12 protein-coding genes and 1 tRNA gene are annotated in these 14,931 nt (G+C 73.5%); 9 read left to right on the forward strand and 4 right to left on the reverse strand.

From position 1 onward, the window contains the following. The first annotated feature begins 53 nt into the window (after window positions 1-53). A complete protein-coding gene (locus FZ988_RS07485) occupies window positions 54-881 on the forward strand; it encodes a siderophore-interacting protein (protein ID WP_149203389.1) in 828 nt (275 codons plus the stop codon). Window positions 882-1,083: 202 nt separating this feature from the next. Here the strand turns inward: FZ988_RS07485 and FZ988_RS07490 are convergent, their stop codons facing one another. Beyond that, the gene (locus tag FZ988_RS07490; RefSeq protein ID WP_149203390.1) at window positions 1,084-2,394 is read right to left on the reverse strand and encodes an RNA polymerase sigma factor; all 1,311 of its coding nucleotides are present in this window, start codon (window positions 2,392-2,394) and stop codon (window positions 1,084-1,086) included. Then, window positions 2,367-2,786, reverse strand: coding sequence for a YciI family protein (locus FZ988_RS07495; RefSeq protein ID WP_223145056.1), 420 nt, complete (start codon window positions 2,784-2,786; stop codon window positions 2,367-2,369). The genes FZ988_RS07490 and FZ988_RS07495 overlap by 28 nt, the downstream gene beginning before the upstream one ends. Window positions 2,787-3,004: 218 nt before the next feature. Here FZ988_RS07495 and FZ988_RS07500 point away from each other — a divergent pair, with 218 nt between their 5' ends. Continuing rightward, window positions 3,005-4,429, forward strand: a complete 1,425-nt coding sequence (locus FZ988_RS07500; protein ID WP_149203391.1) for an AAA family ATPase — start codon at window positions 3,005-3,007, stop codon at window positions 4,427-4,429. 136 nt (window positions 4,430-4,565) lie between these two features. On the opposite strand, the gene FZ988_RS07505 is transcribed toward FZ988_RS07500, so the two are convergent. Continuing rightward, window positions 4,566-4,648, reverse strand: a tRNA-Leu gene (locus FZ988_RS07505). A 196-nt stretch (window positions 4,649-4,844) separates the two neighbouring features. Here FZ988_RS07505 and FZ988_RS07510 point away from each other — a divergent pair. The 7 genes from FZ988_RS07510 to pknB are packed head-to-tail and all read left to right on the forward strand — an operon-like array spanning window position 4,845 to window position 14,206. Continuing rightward, window positions 4,845-5,549 (forward strand): FHA domain-containing protein, encoded by a 705-nt coding sequence (locus FZ988_RS07510; protein WP_149203392.1) that lies wholly within the window; start codon window positions 4,845-4,847, stop codon window positions 5,547-5,549. 9 nt (window positions 5,550-5,558) lie between these two features. Next, window positions 5,559-6,068: an FHA domain-containing protein FhaB/FipA gene (locus FZ988_RS07515; protein ID WP_149203393.1), complete on the forward strand. Its 510-nt coding sequence runs from the start codon at window positions 5,559-5,561 to the stop codon at window positions 6,066-6,068. Window positions 6,069-6,078: 10 nt separating this feature from the next. After that, entirely contained in the window at window positions 6,079-7,344 is a 1,266-nt protein-coding gene (locus FZ988_RS07520) for a Stp1/IreP family PP2C-type Ser/Thr phosphatase (protein WP_149203394.1), read from the forward strand. Window positions 7,345-7,390: 46 nt separating this feature from the next. After that, entirely contained in the window at window positions 7,391-8,881 is a 1,491-nt protein-coding gene (locus FZ988_RS07525) for an FtsW/RodA/SpoVE family cell cycle protein (RefSeq protein WP_149203395.1), read from the forward strand. Then, on the forward strand, window positions 8,878-10,332 hold the full coding sequence (locus FZ988_RS07530) for a peptidoglycan D,D-transpeptidase FtsI family protein (RefSeq protein WP_149203396.1): 1,455 nt from the start codon (window positions 8,878-8,880) through the stop codon (window positions 10,330-10,332). Before FZ988_RS07525 ends, FZ988_RS07530 begins: the two co-directional genes overlap by 4 nt. Continuing rightward, window positions 10,329-12,152, forward strand: a complete 1,824-nt coding sequence (locus FZ988_RS18945) for a serine/threonine-protein kinase (RefSeq protein ID WP_246169304.1) — start codon at window positions 10,329-10,331, stop codon at window positions 12,150-12,152. Before FZ988_RS07530 ends, FZ988_RS18945 begins: the two co-directional genes overlap by 4 nt. Beyond that, window positions 12,152-14,206, forward strand: coding sequence for a Stk1 family PASTA domain-containing Ser/Thr kinase (pknB, locus tag FZ988_RS07540; protein WP_149203397.1), 2,055 nt, complete (start codon window positions 12,152-12,154; stop codon window positions 14,204-14,206). The genes FZ988_RS18945 and pknB overlap by 1 nt, the downstream gene beginning before the upstream one ends. 74 nt (window positions 14,207-14,280) lie before the next feature. Here pknB and FZ988_RS07545 read toward each other — a convergent pair whose 3' ends face one another. Continuing rightward, a complete protein-coding gene (locus tag FZ988_RS07545; protein WP_149203620.1) occupies window positions 14,281-14,931 on the reverse strand; it encodes an aminodeoxychorismate/anthranilate synthase component II in 651 nt (216 codons plus the stop codon).

Consider the following 14,931-nt stretch of genomic DNA (forward strand, 5'->3'; position numbering starts at 1 on the left):
GAGGGTAGCCTAACCTTTGTTCGACGCCGCAACCCCGTCCGGACGGAGCCCCCATGACCACGACCAGCGCCGACGTCGTGCGCCGCGTGCCCCTGCCCCTCGTCGCACGCCGCCTCACGGTGCACCGCGTCGAGGAGCTCAGCCCGACCATGCGCCGCGTCGCGCTGGGCGGCCCCGACCTCGCGGGCTTCGAGGCCCACGGCCCGGCCGACCACGTCAAGGTCTTCTTCCCGCACGACGACGGCGACGGCGACGGCGTGACTATGCCCGTGCTCGAGGACGGCCGCTGGGTCAACCGCGCCGACCCGTCGCTGGTCTACCGCGACTACACGGTGCGGACGTTCGACCCGGCGGCCGGCGAGCTCGTGATCGACATGGTGGTGCACGCCCACGGACCGGCGGGTCGCTGGGCGGCGCAGGCCCGGCCCGGCCTGGTGCTGGGCACGCTCGGCCCGCGGGGCTCGATGCTCGTCCCCCTCGACCGTGACGCGTATCTCCTCGCGGCCGACGAGACCGGCCTGCCCGCGCTCCTCAACTGGCTCGACCGCCTGCCGACGCAGACGTGCGTGCGGGCCCTCGTCGAGGTCGGCGCCCCGGGCGAGGAGATCGACCTGCCGGGCGCCGCGCGGACGGATGTGACCTGGCTGTACCGCAACGGCGCAGCCCCGGGCACGACGACCCTGCTCCAGGACGCCGTCCGCGACGCCCTCCCGACCCTGCCGACGTCGTCGCTGTGGGCCTGGGCCGCGGGCGAGGCCGCCGCCGTCCGAGGCATCCGCGCGCACCTCGCAGGTGCGGGCATCGGCCGCGAGGCCTTCGCGATGACGGGGTACTGGCGCGTCGGCGTCGCGAACTTCGACCACCACTCCCCCGACGCCTGACCCCTGCCGCTCCTCTGTCCCCCACTCCCCCTCCCCACTTCTCCCGAGCTCGCACATCCGCACCCAGATCACACATGCGCGCGTACGACCTCGATGCGGATGTGCGACCTCGGCGGTTACGGGACTGGGGGGGCCGGACGAGTGGGGGCCGGACGAGTGGGGGCCGGACTGGTGGGGGGGCGGGACTCGCGAGGTCGCGACGTCAGAGGGCGGCGGACTTGCGGAGGAGGACGGCCTTCTCGCGCTCGTTGCCGCACAGGCGCGCGGCGAGCTCGAGCTCGGCCCGCGCCTCGGCAGACCGTCCGAGCTGTGCGAGGAGCTCGCCGCGCACGCTCGGCACGAGGTACGTGCCGGCCAGCGAGCCGGAGGCGACGAGGGCGTCGACCAGCGGCAGCGCGGCGTCGGGCCCCGCGGCCATGGACACGGCCACGGCGCGGTTGAGGTCGACGACGGGCGACGGCGCGACCCGTCCGAGCGCCTCGAACAGCACCACGATGCGGTCCCAGTCGGTGGCCTCGATCGACGCCGCGAGCGCGTGCTGCTCGGCGATGGCGGCCTGGAGCCCGTACGGCCCGAGCCCGCGACCTGTCGAGACGGCCCGCGCGAGCGCCGCACGGCCCCGCCGGATCGCCGAACGGTCCCACCGCCGTCGGTCCTGGTCGGCGAGGAGCACCGGGTCGCCGTCGGGCCGCGTGCGCGCCGGGAAGCGCGCGGCCGTGAGCTCGAGCAGCGCGAGCAGGCCCTGCACCTCCGGCTCGTCCGGGAGCAGCCCGACGAGCACGCGCGCGAGCCGTACGGCCTCGTGAGCCAGGTCGGTGCGCAGCCACGAGTCGCCGGTGGACGCCGAGGAGCCCTCGGTGAACAGCACGTAGATCACGGACAGCACGGACCCGAGGCGCTCGGCACGCTCGGCGGCGGGCGGGACCTCGAACGGCACGCGCGCCGCGGCCAGGGTCTTCTTGGCGCGGGTGATCCGCGCCTGGACGGTCGGCACGGGCACGAGGAGCGACGCGGCGACCTGCTCGCTCGTCAGACCGCCGACGACGCGCAGCGTCAGGGCCAGGCGCGCCTCCCGGGACAGCACGGGGTGGCAGGCGATGAACAGGAGCGCGAGCCTGTCGTCGTCGATCCGGTCCGGGTCCCACAGCAGGTCCGGCTCCTGCGCCCGCGCGGGGGCACCGCCGGCGTGCGCGCCGCCCTCGACGAGCTCGCGTCCCAGCGTCGCGTACCGCTCGTCCCGCCCGGCGCGACGTCGGAACGCGTCGATCGCCCGACGCCGGCCCACCGTGAGCAGCCACGCGACCGGGTCACGGGGCACGCCGTCGCGGGGCCAGGCCGCGAGCGCCTCCGTCAGGGCCTCCGACGCGAGGTCCTCGGCGAGCGAGAAGTCACCGGTGTACCGGGCGAGCGCGCCGACGATCCGTGCGGACTCGATCCGCCACACGGCCTCGACGGCGCGCCGCCCGGCTTCGGTGGCCGGAGCGCTCAGTTCGTCCCGAGCTGCTCGCGCCACCCGGCCTCCTTCTCCGCCCACTCGTCCTTCGGGAAGTCGTCGGGCCCGGTGACCCGGCGCACCTCGACCTTGTTGCCCGGGCCGTGCAGCGGTGCGCGCTTCGCCCACTCGACGGCCTCCTCCTTCGTGGCGACGTCGAGGATCCAGAAGCCGTTGAACAGCTCCTTGGTCTCGCCGTAGGGCCCGTCCGTCACGACGGGCGTCTCGGCGGTGAAGTCGACGACGGCGCCCTCGTCGGCGCCCGACAGCCCCTCACCGGCGACGAGGACGCCGGCCTGCATCATCGCCTCGTTGTACCGCCCCATCGCGGCGATGATCTCGCTGAAGTCCTTCTGCACGTACTCCGCGTAGCCCTCGTCGGTGTTCCGCATGATGAGCATGTACTTCGACATCGTCCTGCCTCCCAGGTGTCGTCGGCCCGTGGTCTCGGACCTTCTCATCCCCAGGTCGAACGAGGAAGGCCCGGATCGACACGGCCGTGCGACGGGTCTTTTCGGTTCCGATGGGCAGCACGGTCATTCCGCTCGGCTGTCTTGCCAGGCTGAGATACTATCTCTGGTGTAACTAACAACAGAGATACTTACTGGTCGGGCGAGGTAGGGAGGCGCGCATGACGTCGTTCATCGGCCGCACGCGCGAGCTGGCGCTCCTCGACGACCAGCTCGACATCGTCCGCCGCGGCGGTCGCGATGCCCGTGGGGTCGCGGTCCTCGTCCGCGGACGTCGCCGCATCGGCAAGAGCCGCCTCGCCGAGGTGTTCGCCGAACGGGCCGACGTCCCCTACATCGTGTTCCAGGCGGCACGCCGGTCCACACCCGAGCGCGCGTACGCGGACCTCGCCGCCGCGATCGCGGCGTCGAGCCTCCCGAACGCCGCCGTCGCAGCAGGGAACGAACCTCGGTCGCTGACCGCCGCGCTCACGCTGCTCGCCGCAGCCCTGCCCACCGACGGGCCGTCGGTCGTCATCCTCGACGAGCTCCCCTGGCTCCTCGAGGTGCTGCCCGGGGGAGCCGGGGAGCTCCAGCGGGTGTGGGACCAACAGCTGTCCCGTCGCCCCGTGCTCCTCCTGCTCCTCGGGTCGGACCTCGCGATGATGGAGCACCTGACCAAGCCCGACCAGCCGTTCCACGGGCGCGGCGCCGAGCTGGTCCTGCGGGCCCTCACGCCGGCAGACATCGCCACCATGACCGGTCTGCGCGGGATGGATGCGTTCGACGCGTACCTGATCACCGGTGGGCAGCCCCAGATCGCCGAGACCTGGCGGACCGGCGAGTCCCGCGAGTCCTTCCTCGAGCGATCGTTCGCCACGTCCCTGTCCGCGCTGGTCGCCTCCGGGACCCGCGTCCTCGACGGGGAGCTCCCCGAGGGCGTTCAGGCCCGGACCGTCCTGACCGCCATCGGGGGATACGGGGAGCGGACGTTCTCAGGCATCCAGCAGGCGGCGGGCAGCCTGCAGTCGACCTCCCTGTCCCGGTCCCTCGGCCTGCTCACCACCAAACGGATCGTGGCCGTCGACCAGCCGCTCAGCACCCGGACCCAGAAGGAGCCGCGGTACCGGATCGACGACCCGGCGCTCCGCTTCTGGCTGCCGTTCGTCGAGCCGGCGCTCCCCGAGGTCGACCGCGGCCGCGGTGACCTTGCCCTGGCCCGTGTCAACGACGCCGCGTACGGGTCGTGGCGCGGGCGGGCGATCGAGCCTGTCGTCCGCGCCTCGATGTCGCGCCTGCTCGCGGACACCCCGTGGGCGCACGTCCGGGAGATCGGCGGCTGGTGGCCGAGGTCGAACGTCCCCGAGATCGACCTCGTGGGCGCCGCGCGTCGGCCCGCGCAGGAGCTCGCGTTCGTCGGCACGATCAAGTGGCGTCCCCAGCCCGTCACCGCCACCGACATCCGCAAGCTCTCGACCGACGCCGCCGCCGTCCCCGGCTACCAGAACAGCACGCCCCTGGTCGCCGTGTGCCCCGGCGGCGTGACCCCGACGGCCGGCGCCGCCCAGGCATGGACCGCTGACGATCTCCTGGCGGCGTGGGCCTGACGCAGCAGAGCACGCGCCTGTCCACGACTCGCCGCAGCGTCCCGGCCGGGTCGCCCGCCAGCAGATTCCCCGGCCCCGAGGGCAGCAAGAAGGGCCGCTGACCGGTGTTACCCGAGGTCAGCGGCCCTTCATCCTGTGCGCGAGGGGGGACTTGAACCCCCACGTCCTTTCGGACACTGGCACCTGAAGCCAGCGCGTCTGCCATTTCGCCACTCGCGCGCGCCGCAGAAGGCTAGCACGGTTCGCGGGGCCACCCCCTGCGCGCGTTCGCGGCCGATCGTGGCTGCGGCGGATACGATCAGGCAGGACCTCTGGGCGGTCCACGCGCCCGCCGGGCGTCGCACCACCCAGCAACGATGCCGTCAGCGGGCCCCGCACCCGCCTCGAGCGGGAGCAGGAGACGGGAGGAGGTGGCATGGGAGTCCTCGACAAGTTCGAGAAGGGCGTCGAGCGCGTCGTGAGCACGGCGTTCGCGAAGGCGTTCCGCAGCGAGGTCAAGCCGGTCGAGCTCGCGAGCGCGCTGCGCCGTGAGGTCGACGACCGTGCCGCCGTCGTCGGCCGCGACAGAACTGTCGTGCCCAACGAGTTCACGATCGAGCTCTCTTCTGCCGATCTCCAGCAGGTGGAGGACTGGGGTGCGGAGCCGTTGGCGGACGAGCTCGCGGCGAACGTCACGGACCACTCGACGCAGCAGCGCTACGCGTTCGTCGGGCCGGTGACCGTCGCGTTCGTGGAGAACGAGGAGCTCGAGACCGGGCGCTTCCAGGTGCGCAGCGCCACCGTGCGCGGTGCCGTGGCCCCCGCCACCAGCGTCGCCGCCACCCCGCGCCACCCGCTCGTCGACATCGACGGCCAGCGCTACCTGCTCACGGGGCCCGTCACGGTCATCGGCCGCGGCAGCGAGGCGGACATCATCGTGGACGACCCGGGCATCTCCCGGCGCCACCTCGAGATCCGCGTGACGCCCGACGGCGTCATCGCGAGCGACCTCGGCTCGACCAACGGCACGTTCGTCGAGGGCCACCAGGTGCCCGCGGCCACGCTCGTCGACGGGAACACGATCACGATCGGCCGCACCCGGATCCTGTTCTGGACCGGCACGGACGACGAGGACCGGTGAGCGCCCGGCATGAGTGAGCTCACGATCACCCTGCTGCGGCTGGGCTACCTGGTGCTGCTCTGGGTGTTCGTGCTCGCGGCCATCGGCGTGCTGCGCCGGGACCTGTACGGCACCAAGATCGTCGAGCGTCGTCTGCGTCGCAGCGGGGGAGCGGCCGCACCCGTGGCCCCCAAGGCCGCCCCGCCCGCGCCCGCCGCCGGCTCGGCCCCGTTCCCCAAGCGTGAGGTCGCCCCGCGCCGCCTCGTCGTCACGGCCGGCCCGTTGCGGGGCACGACGCTGCCGCTCACGTCGTCGGCGATCCTCATCGGCCGCGCACCCTCGTGCACCCTCGTGCTCGACGACGACTACTCGTCGTCACGGCACGCGCGGATCTTCCCGCAGGACGGCCAGTGGTTCGTCGAGGACCTGGGCTCGACCAACGGCACGTTCGTCGGCCGCGAGCGCGTGACGGAGCCGACCGCGCTGCGGACGGGCGCCCAGGTCAAGGTGGGCCAGAGCATCCTCGAGCTGCAGAGGTAGGGGGACCGGTATGGCGATCGCCCTGCGCTACGCAGCCCGCTCCGACGTGGGCCTGTACCGGACGAACAACCAGGACTCCGCGTACGCGGGCCCGCACCTGCTCGTGGTCGCCGACGGCATGGGCGGTCACGCGGGCGGTGACGTCGCGTCGTCCGTCGCGGTCGCGAACCTCGCACCCCTCGACGACGAGGCGCACGGGCCGGACGACGCGCTCGACGAGCTGGGCCGGGCCATCGCGGCGGCGCACGACGAGCTGCTCGCGCGCTCCGAGGAGAACCCGGAGCTCGCGGGGCTCGGCACCACCGTGACGGCCCTCCTGCGCTCGGGCAACAAGATCGCGATGGCGCACATCGGCGACTCGCGCGCGTACCTGCTGCGCGACGGCGAGCTCGCGCAGGTCACGACCGACCACTCGTTCGTCCAGCACCTCGTCAACACCGGCAAGATCACGCCCGAGGAGGCCGAGCACCACCCGCACCGCTCGGTCCTGCTGCGGGCGCTCGGCGACTTCGACCTCGACATCGTCCCCGACCTGTCCGTGCGGGAGGCCCGGCCCGGCGACCGGTGGCTGCTGTGCTCCGACGGTCTCTCGGGCGTCGTGAGCAGCGAGACGCTGGCCGCGACGATGATCGAGCTCACCGACATCGAGACGTGCGCCGACCGCCTCGTCGAGCTCGCGCTGCGCGGCGGGGCGACGGACAACGTCACGGTCGTGCTGGGCGACGTCGTCGACGTCGACGGGCTGCCCGACGGCGCCGCCCCGTCGACCCAGTCGCACGTCGTCGGCGCGGCAGCCCTCGACCGCCACCGCCCGACCGTCGGCGCCGGGACGCCCGCCGCCCGCGCGGCCGAGCACTCCGCGGCCGCACGCGCCCGGGCCCGCGCCGAGGACCCGCAGGCCCACGCCGCCGAGCCGACGCCACCCGTCGAGGAGGACGAGCCCGAGCCCAGCCGGGTGCGCCGCCGCGTCGTCGGCGCCCTGGTCACGCTCTTCGTCCTGGCAGCCCTCGGCACCGGCGGGTACCTCGCGTACGGCTGGACCCAGGAGCAGTACTACGTGGGCGTCGCGGAGGAGAAGGTCGCGATCTACCAGGGCATCCCGCAGTCCCTCGGGCCCCTGGACCTGTCGACGGTCGTCGAGACGAGCGACGTCCCGGTCGCGGACCTGCCCGCCTACGTCCAGGACCGGCTCGCGCAGACCATCCGGGCGACCAGCCTCGACGACGCCCGCCAGATCGTGCAGGACCGCGAGTCCGAGGCGGACGGGGCGTCGTGAGGTCGTCCCCACCGGTGAGGACCCGCACCGGGCGGGGGGGCCGCTGATGGCCACCGTCGCTCCCCATCGCGTACGCCCGGGCCGGACCCTCGAGCTCGGCCTGCTCGTGATCGCGCTGGTCATCGGCGTCGGCGCGTACGCGCTCGTCGGCCTGGCGACGTCCGGCACGCTGCCCGTCGACATCCTCGGGTACGGCGCGGGCCTGGTCGCCCTGACCGTCGGGCTGCACCTCGTGCTCCGGTGGCGTGCGCCCTACGCAGACCCGGTGATCCTGCCCGTCGTGACCGCGCTCAACGGCATCGGCCTCGCGATGATCTACCGGATCGACATCGCGTACGCCGCGCGTGACCGGGTCAGCACGTTCGCGGAGCGGCAGCTCGGCTGGACGGCCCTCGGCGTCGTGCTCGCCGGCGTCGTGCTCGTCCTCCTGCGTGACCACCGGACGCTGCGGCGCTACACGTACACGGCGATGGTCGTGGGCCTCGGGCTCATCGTGCTGCCCCTGGTCCCGGGCCTCGGCACCGAGATCAACGGGGCGCGCATCTGGATCCGCTTCGCCGGCAACTCGTTCCAGCCGGCCGAGCTCGGCAAGATCGCCCTCGCCGTGTTCTTCGCGGGGTACCTCGTCACGACGCGCGACACCCTGGCCCTGGCCGGCCCGAAGGTCCTCGGGCTCCAGCTCCCCCGTCCCCGCGACCTGGGGCCGATCCTCCTCGCGTGGGCCGTGTCCCTCGGCGTCCTCGTGTTCGAGCGCGACCTCGGGACGTCGCTCCTGTTCTTCGGCCTCTTCGTCGGGATGCTCTACCTCGCGACCGAACGCCTGAGCTGGGTCGTCCTGGGCCTCGTGCTGTTCGTCGGCGGAGCCGCGGTCGCGTCCCAGGTGTTCAGCCACGTGGGTGCGCGCTTCGACGCCTGGCTCCACGCGTTCGACGACGACGTGTTCAACGCGTCCCCGGGCGGCTCGGGCCAGCTGGTGCGCGGCCTCTTCGGCATGGCGAGCGGAGGCCTGTTCGGCACGGGCTGGGGTGAGGGCCGCCCCGACCTCGTCCCGTACGCGGAGTCCGACTTCATCGTCGCGTCGCTCGGCGAGGAGCTTGGCCTGACGGGCCTCCTCGCGATCCTCGTGATGTACGTGGTGCTCGCCCAGCGCGGCCTGCGCACCGCCATCGGCGTGCGCGACGGCTTCGGCAAGCTCTTCGCGGGCGGCATGGCGTTCGTCGTCGCGTTCCAGTGCTTCGTGGTCGTCGGGGGAGTGACCCGGCTCATCCCGCTGACCGGCCTGACCATGCCGTTCGTCGCGTACGGCGGCTCCTCGTTGCTCGCGAACTGGGTCATCGTCGCGCTCCTGCTCCGCATCTCCGACAGCGCGCGACGGCCCGCCGGTGCGCCCCTGCCGGGTGGTGGCGCGGGCGGCGGACCCGCACCGGAGCCGGATCCCGAGCCGCCGTACGACGCCGACGACGTGCCCACGACGGGCCCGACGGGTGACGACGTCCACGAGACCGAGATCATCGACGTGCGGGAGGTGCGCCGGTGAACACGCCCCTGCGCCGCCTCGCGTCCGTCGTCGTCGTCATGTTCCTCGTCCTCATGGGCGGCAGCACCTGGGTCCAGTACGCCCAGTCCGACCGGCTCAACAACGACCCGCGCAACGTCCGCACCCTGTACCGCGAGTACGGCAATGCACGCGGCCCCATCGTCGTGGCGGGCAACGCCATCGCGTCCTCGACACCCGTGGACGACGCGTTCGGCTACCAGCGCGCGTACACGTCCCCGGACCTGTACGCGCACGTCACCGGCTACTACTCCGTCGTGTACGGCCCCTCGGCCGTCGAGCGTGCGATGAACACCGAGCTCAACGGCTCGGCCGACTCGCTGTTCTACTCGCGCCTCGAGGACCTCGTCACGGGCCGGCAGACGCAGGGCGCGTCCGTCGAGCTCACGATCAACCCGAACGCGCAGCAGGCCGCCTGGGACGCCCTGGGCGACCAGCGCGGCGCCGTCGTCGCCCTCGACCCGACCACCGGGGCGATCCTCGCGATGGTCTCCAAGCCGAGCTACGACCCGAACGCCCTCGCGAGCCACGACACCGCAGCCGTGAACGCCGCGTGGCAGGCGCTCGAGGACGACCCGACGGATCCCCTCGCGAACCGTGCCATCGCGGGGGACACCTACCCGCCGGGCTCGACGTTCAAGCTCGTGACCGCGGCGGCCGCGCTCGAGTCGGGCCTCACGCCCGAGAGCCAGGTCCCCGCGCCCGACGTGCTCGACCTCCCCCAGACGTCCGCGACCCTCAGCAACTTCGGCGGGTCCTCGTGCAGCGGCACGGGCACGACGACGCTCGCCGACGCCCTGCGCATCTCCTGCAACACGGCCTTCGGGCAGCTCGGCATGGACCTCGGCGACCAGGCCCTGCGCGAGCAGGCCGAGGCGTTCGGGTTCGACACGCCCCTGAACGTGCCCATGAAGGTCACGGAGAGCCGGTTCCCGGCCGGCGACCTCGACGAGCCGACCACCGCCATGTCGGCGATCGGCCAGCGCGACGTCCGCGTCACCCCGCTCCAGATGGCGATGGTCTCCGCGGCCATCGCCAACGGCGGCACCCAGATGCGCCCGTACCTCGTCGCCGCCGTGCGCAGCCAGGACCTCACGGTCGTCAGCGAGGCCGACCCGGCGGAGATCGGTCAGCCCGTCTCCCCGGCTACCGCCGCGGCCCTGCGGGACATGATGGTCGGCGTCGTCGCGAACGGCAGCGGCCGCGCCGCGCAGATCTCGGGCGTCCAGGTCGCTGGCAAGACCGGCACCGCGCAGACCACCGACGACGTCGCCCCGCACGCCTGGTTCACGGCCTTCGCGCCCGCCGACGCACCGCGCGTCGCCGTCGCGGTCGTCGTCGAGAACGGCGGCAACATGGGCAACGAGGCCACGGGCGGGCAGGTCGCAGCGCCGATCGCCAAGGCCGTCATCGAGGCGGTGCTCGGCTCGTGAAGCCCGACACCGACGTCGCCCTCGGCGGCCGCTACCGCCTCGCCTCCCGCATCGCCGTCGGCGGCATGGGGGAGGTGTGGGTCGCGCACGACATGGCCCTCGCGCGCGACGTCGCCGTCAAGGTGCTGCGCGAGGAGTTCGCGGGCGACGCCGGGTTCCTCGAGCGGTTCCGCACCGAGGCGCGCAACAGCGCCCAGCTCTCGCACCCGAACATCGCCCAGCTCTACGACTACGGCGAGCAGGAGGGCTCGGGGTTCCTCGTCATGGAGCTCGTCCTCGGCGAGCCCATGTCCGACCTCCTCGACCGGCAGCCCGTGCTCCCGACGCGCCGCCTCCTGCCGATCCTCGCCCAGACCGCGCGCGCCCTGCACGCCGCGCACGTGGCCGGCGTGGTGCACCGGGACGTCAAGCCCGGCAACATCCTGCTGGCCCGCTCGGGTCGCGTGAAGATCACCGACTTCGGCATCTCCATGGCCAGCAACCAGATCCCGATGACCGCGTCCGGGATGGTCATGGGCACCGCGCAGTACCTGTCGCCCGAGCAGGCGATCGGCCGCGCGGCGACCCCGGCGTCGGACATCTACTCGCTCGGGATCGTCGCGTACGAAGGACTCGTGGGAAACCGCCCCTTCACGGGCCCGACGGCGGTGGACATCGCCGTCGCGCACGTGAACACGCCCGTGCCCCCGCTGCCCTCCGACATCGAGCCGCACCTCGCAGCGCTCGTCATGCGCATGCTCGCCAAGGAGCCCGAGGAACGGCCCCGGTCCGCGGCGTCGCTCGCGCGCACGCTCGACGGGATGCTCGACCGCACACCGCCCGGTGGCCTGCCCATGCCCTACGGCCGCCACGCCCGCACGGCCGACATCATCGACGCCGCCGAGATGAGCGACCGCGAGGCCGAGCAGGCGCGCCGACCCGCGACGCAGGGCCTGCCCACCACGGGTGTCGCGCCCGCCGTCGTCCCCCCCGCCGAGCCACCGGCCTGGCCGGTCCCGCTGCCACCGGGCGAGGCCCCCGCCGGCGGTCCCGGGCCTGGTTCGGGGCCCGTCGCTGCAGCGGGCACCACGTCCACGGGGTCGCCCGGGTCGGGTCGCGAGGCGGGTGGCGACGCTGCCGAGCGACGAGGTCCCGAGGAGCCGCACGGGGCGTCCCCGAGCAGCGCCGACGCCGGCGCAGGTGCCCGAGGCGCCCTCGCCGCACCCGTCGCGACGGTCGTGCCCGGCCGCGCGCTCCAGGACGCGACGGCCGTCACTCCCCCCGAGCCGCCGCCCACGTACGTGCCCCGACCGGAGCCGCACGCCGCCGGAGCCGCGGGCCAGGCGGCGCCACCGACCCTCCAGCCCTCCGCCGGAGCGGGCCGACCCGGCTCGGGCACCGACGGGGGAGCGGCACGGTCGATCGGCCGCCGCCGCGCCCGCGAGACCGAGGTCCGGCGCACGTCGACGACCACCGGCCTGCGGTGGGGCACCGTGTCCCGGCCGCTCGTCGTCCTGGTGCTCATGGTGCTCTTCGCTCTTCTCGGCGCCGCGTTCGCGGATAGGGTCTGGGGATCGGCCCGTGCGATCGGCGCGCCTGACGAGCACGGCAGCGTCCGAGCGGTCGTGGCCTCCCCCGGGGACGGCCCCGCACGTGGGAGGATCGGCGCGAGCGTCGACGGCGTCGGGCCCGGCCCGACGGTCGGAGGCCCGGTGGCCATGACCGCAGCGGCAGCAGGACACGTCGCAGCGTCCGGGACGCCGGCGGGGCAGGGCACCACAGCACAGGGCATGAGAGTGCAGGCGACAGGCCTGGACATGACGACAGCGAGGGACCAGTAGTGGTGGACGACGCACCTCGGATCCTCGGCGGCCGCTACGAGGTCGGCGAGCTCATCGGGCGCGGCGGGATGGCCGAGGTCCACATCGGGCACGACACCCGCCTCGGCCGCACCGTGGCGATCAAGATCCTGCGCTCGGACCTCGCCCGCGACCCGTCCTTCCAGGCGCGCTTCCGCCGCGAGGCCCAGGCCGCGGCGTCGCTCAACCACCCGGCGATCGTCGCCGTCTACGACACGGGCGAGGACGTGTTCACCGAGCACGGCGGTGGCGTCGCGCACGTGCCCTTCATCGTCATGGAGTACGTCGAGGGCCACACGGTCCGCGACATCCTCCGGGACGGCTCGGCGGTGCCGATCGAGGAGGCCGTCGAGATCACGGCGGGCGTCCTCTCGGCGCTCGAGTACTCCCACCACGCCGGCATCGTGCACCGCGACATCAAGCCCGCGAACGTCATGCTGACCCCCACGGGCGCCGTCAAGGTCATGGACTTCGGCATCGCGCGGGCCATGGCCGACTCGGCCGGCACCATGACGCAGACCCAGGCCGTCATCGGCACCGCGCAGTACCTCTCGCCCGAGCAGGCCCGGGGCGAGGCGGTCGACTCGCGCAGCGACCTGTACTCGACGGGCTGCCTCCTCTTCGAGCTGCTGACCGGGCGCCCGCCGTTCATCGGCGACTCGCCCGTCGCCGTCGCGTACCAGCACGCCCGCGAGGAGGCCCAGGCACCGAGCGCGTTCGCGTCCGACGTGCCCGAGAGCCTCGACCGCATCACCATGAAGGCGCTCGCCAAGGACCGCGAGTCCCGGTACAGCACAGCCGCGGAGTTCCGCTCCGACCTCGAGGCCGCGATCCGTGGCGGGCGCGTGAGCGCCCCCGCCGTCGGTGCGCTCGGTGCCGCCGCCCTCGGCGGTGCCGCCGCCGCGGCGTACGACCCGGGCCCCGCCACTGCGGCGACCCAGGTGATCGGCGGCGTGCCGAACGCCACGCAGGTCGCTCCCGCCGCGGCGCCCTGGTCGCAGACCGGGGTGGGTGCCGGCGCGGGGACGGGTGGCTACGAACCGTCCCGTCGTGACGTGCCGCCCGAGCCCGAGGAGGAGCCCAGCCGACGGTGGATCCTGTGGGCGCTCGTCGCGGTCGCGCTGATCGCGGTCGCCGGCATCATCTTCCTGCTCAACAGGAACGGCACCCAGGAACCTGAGACCACCGCCGTCGCCGTGCCGGACGTCGTCAACATGGCCGATGCCGCCGCGCGCGAGCTCATCGAGGACGCCGGGCTCGTCTACACCCCGGTGACCGAGCCCAGCACCGAGGTCGCCGAGGGCAACGTCATCAGGACCGACCCCGAGGCGGAGGTCGAGGTGGAGCCCGGCGAGGAGGTCACCGCCTACATCTCGTCCGGACCCGACGCGGTGGTGATCCCTGAGCTCAAGAACTTCTCGGAGGCCGACGCGCGGCGTGAGCTGAACGACCTCGGCATCGAGGACATCAGCATCCAGACCGAGGCGAGCCCTGACGTCACCAAGGACGCGGTCACGCGCACGGAACCCGTCGCGGGCACGTCGGTGGACCCCGGCCAGCCCGTCAAGGTGTACCTCTCGACGGGCCAGGTCGACCTCATCGACCTCACCGGGGCGGCCGAGGCCGACGCGAGCGCCGCGCTCGTGGCCCTGCGCCTGACGCCCATCATCAAGTACGAGGAGAGCGAGACGGTCGCACCCGGCCTCGTCATCCGGCAGAGCCGGAGCCCGGGCCCGGTCCCGCAGGGCTCGTCGGTCGAGCTGACCATCGCGACGGAGCCCACCATCGAGACGGTGCGGGTGCCCGTCAACCTCATCGGTGAGACGTGCGCCGACGCCAAGGACATCCTGGGCGCCTCGAACCTCAACGGGGTGTGCCAGTACGCCGACGGCAAGGCCGCCGAGAACACCGACGTCGTCACCAACAGCAACCCGGCTCCGGGCGCGGAGGTCGAGGTCGGCTCTCAGGTCGTCCTCATCGTCACCAAGGCGACGCCCCCGGGCAACGGCACCGGCACCGGCACCACCAACCCCTGACGGCCCGCGCGACGAGGCCGGCGGACCCGCACGGGTCGCGCCGGCCTCGTCGCGAGCGGCTCAGCGAGGCGGGCTCAGCCCCGCGCGCCCTCGCGGACGAGCGGGTGCATGCCGGCCGACGCCTCGACGGCGCCCTCGAGCCCGCACAGCTCGAGCCAGTTGGCGAGGAGCCGGTGGCCGCCCTCGGTGAGCACCGACTCGGGGTGGAACTGCACGCCGTGCAGCGGGAGCTCGCGGTGCTGCAGGCCCATGATCACGCCGTGGCCGTCCTCGGTGCGCGTGCGCGCCGTGACGACGAGCTCGTCGGGCACCGTGCCGTCGACGACCGCGAGGGAGTGGTACCGGGTCGCCGTGAACGGCGTGTCGAGCCCTGACAGCACCCCGGCGCCCTCGTGGACGACCTCGCTCGTCTTGCCGTGCATGAGCTCGGGGGCGTGCGTGACCGTCGCGCCGAACACCTCGCCGAGGGCCTGGTGACCGAGGCACACGCCGAGCATGGGTGTGCCGGCGTCGGCGCAGTCGCGGATCACGTCCATGCTCGCGCCGGCGGCACGCGGCGTGCCCGGGCCGGGGGAGATGAGCACGCCGTCGTACGTGGCGCGCTCCTGCGCCGACGGCACAGCGTCGTTGCGCACCACGACGGTCTGCGCCCCGAGCTGGTCGAGGTAGCCGACGATCGTGTAGACGAACGAGTCGTAGTTGTCCACGACGAGGATCCGGGTCAT

The organism is Actinotalea subterranea (assembly GCF_008364845.1).
GTDB classification, from domain to species: domain Bacteria; phylum Actinomycetota; class Actinomycetes; order Actinomycetales; family Cellulomonadaceae; genus Actinotalea; species Actinotalea subterranea.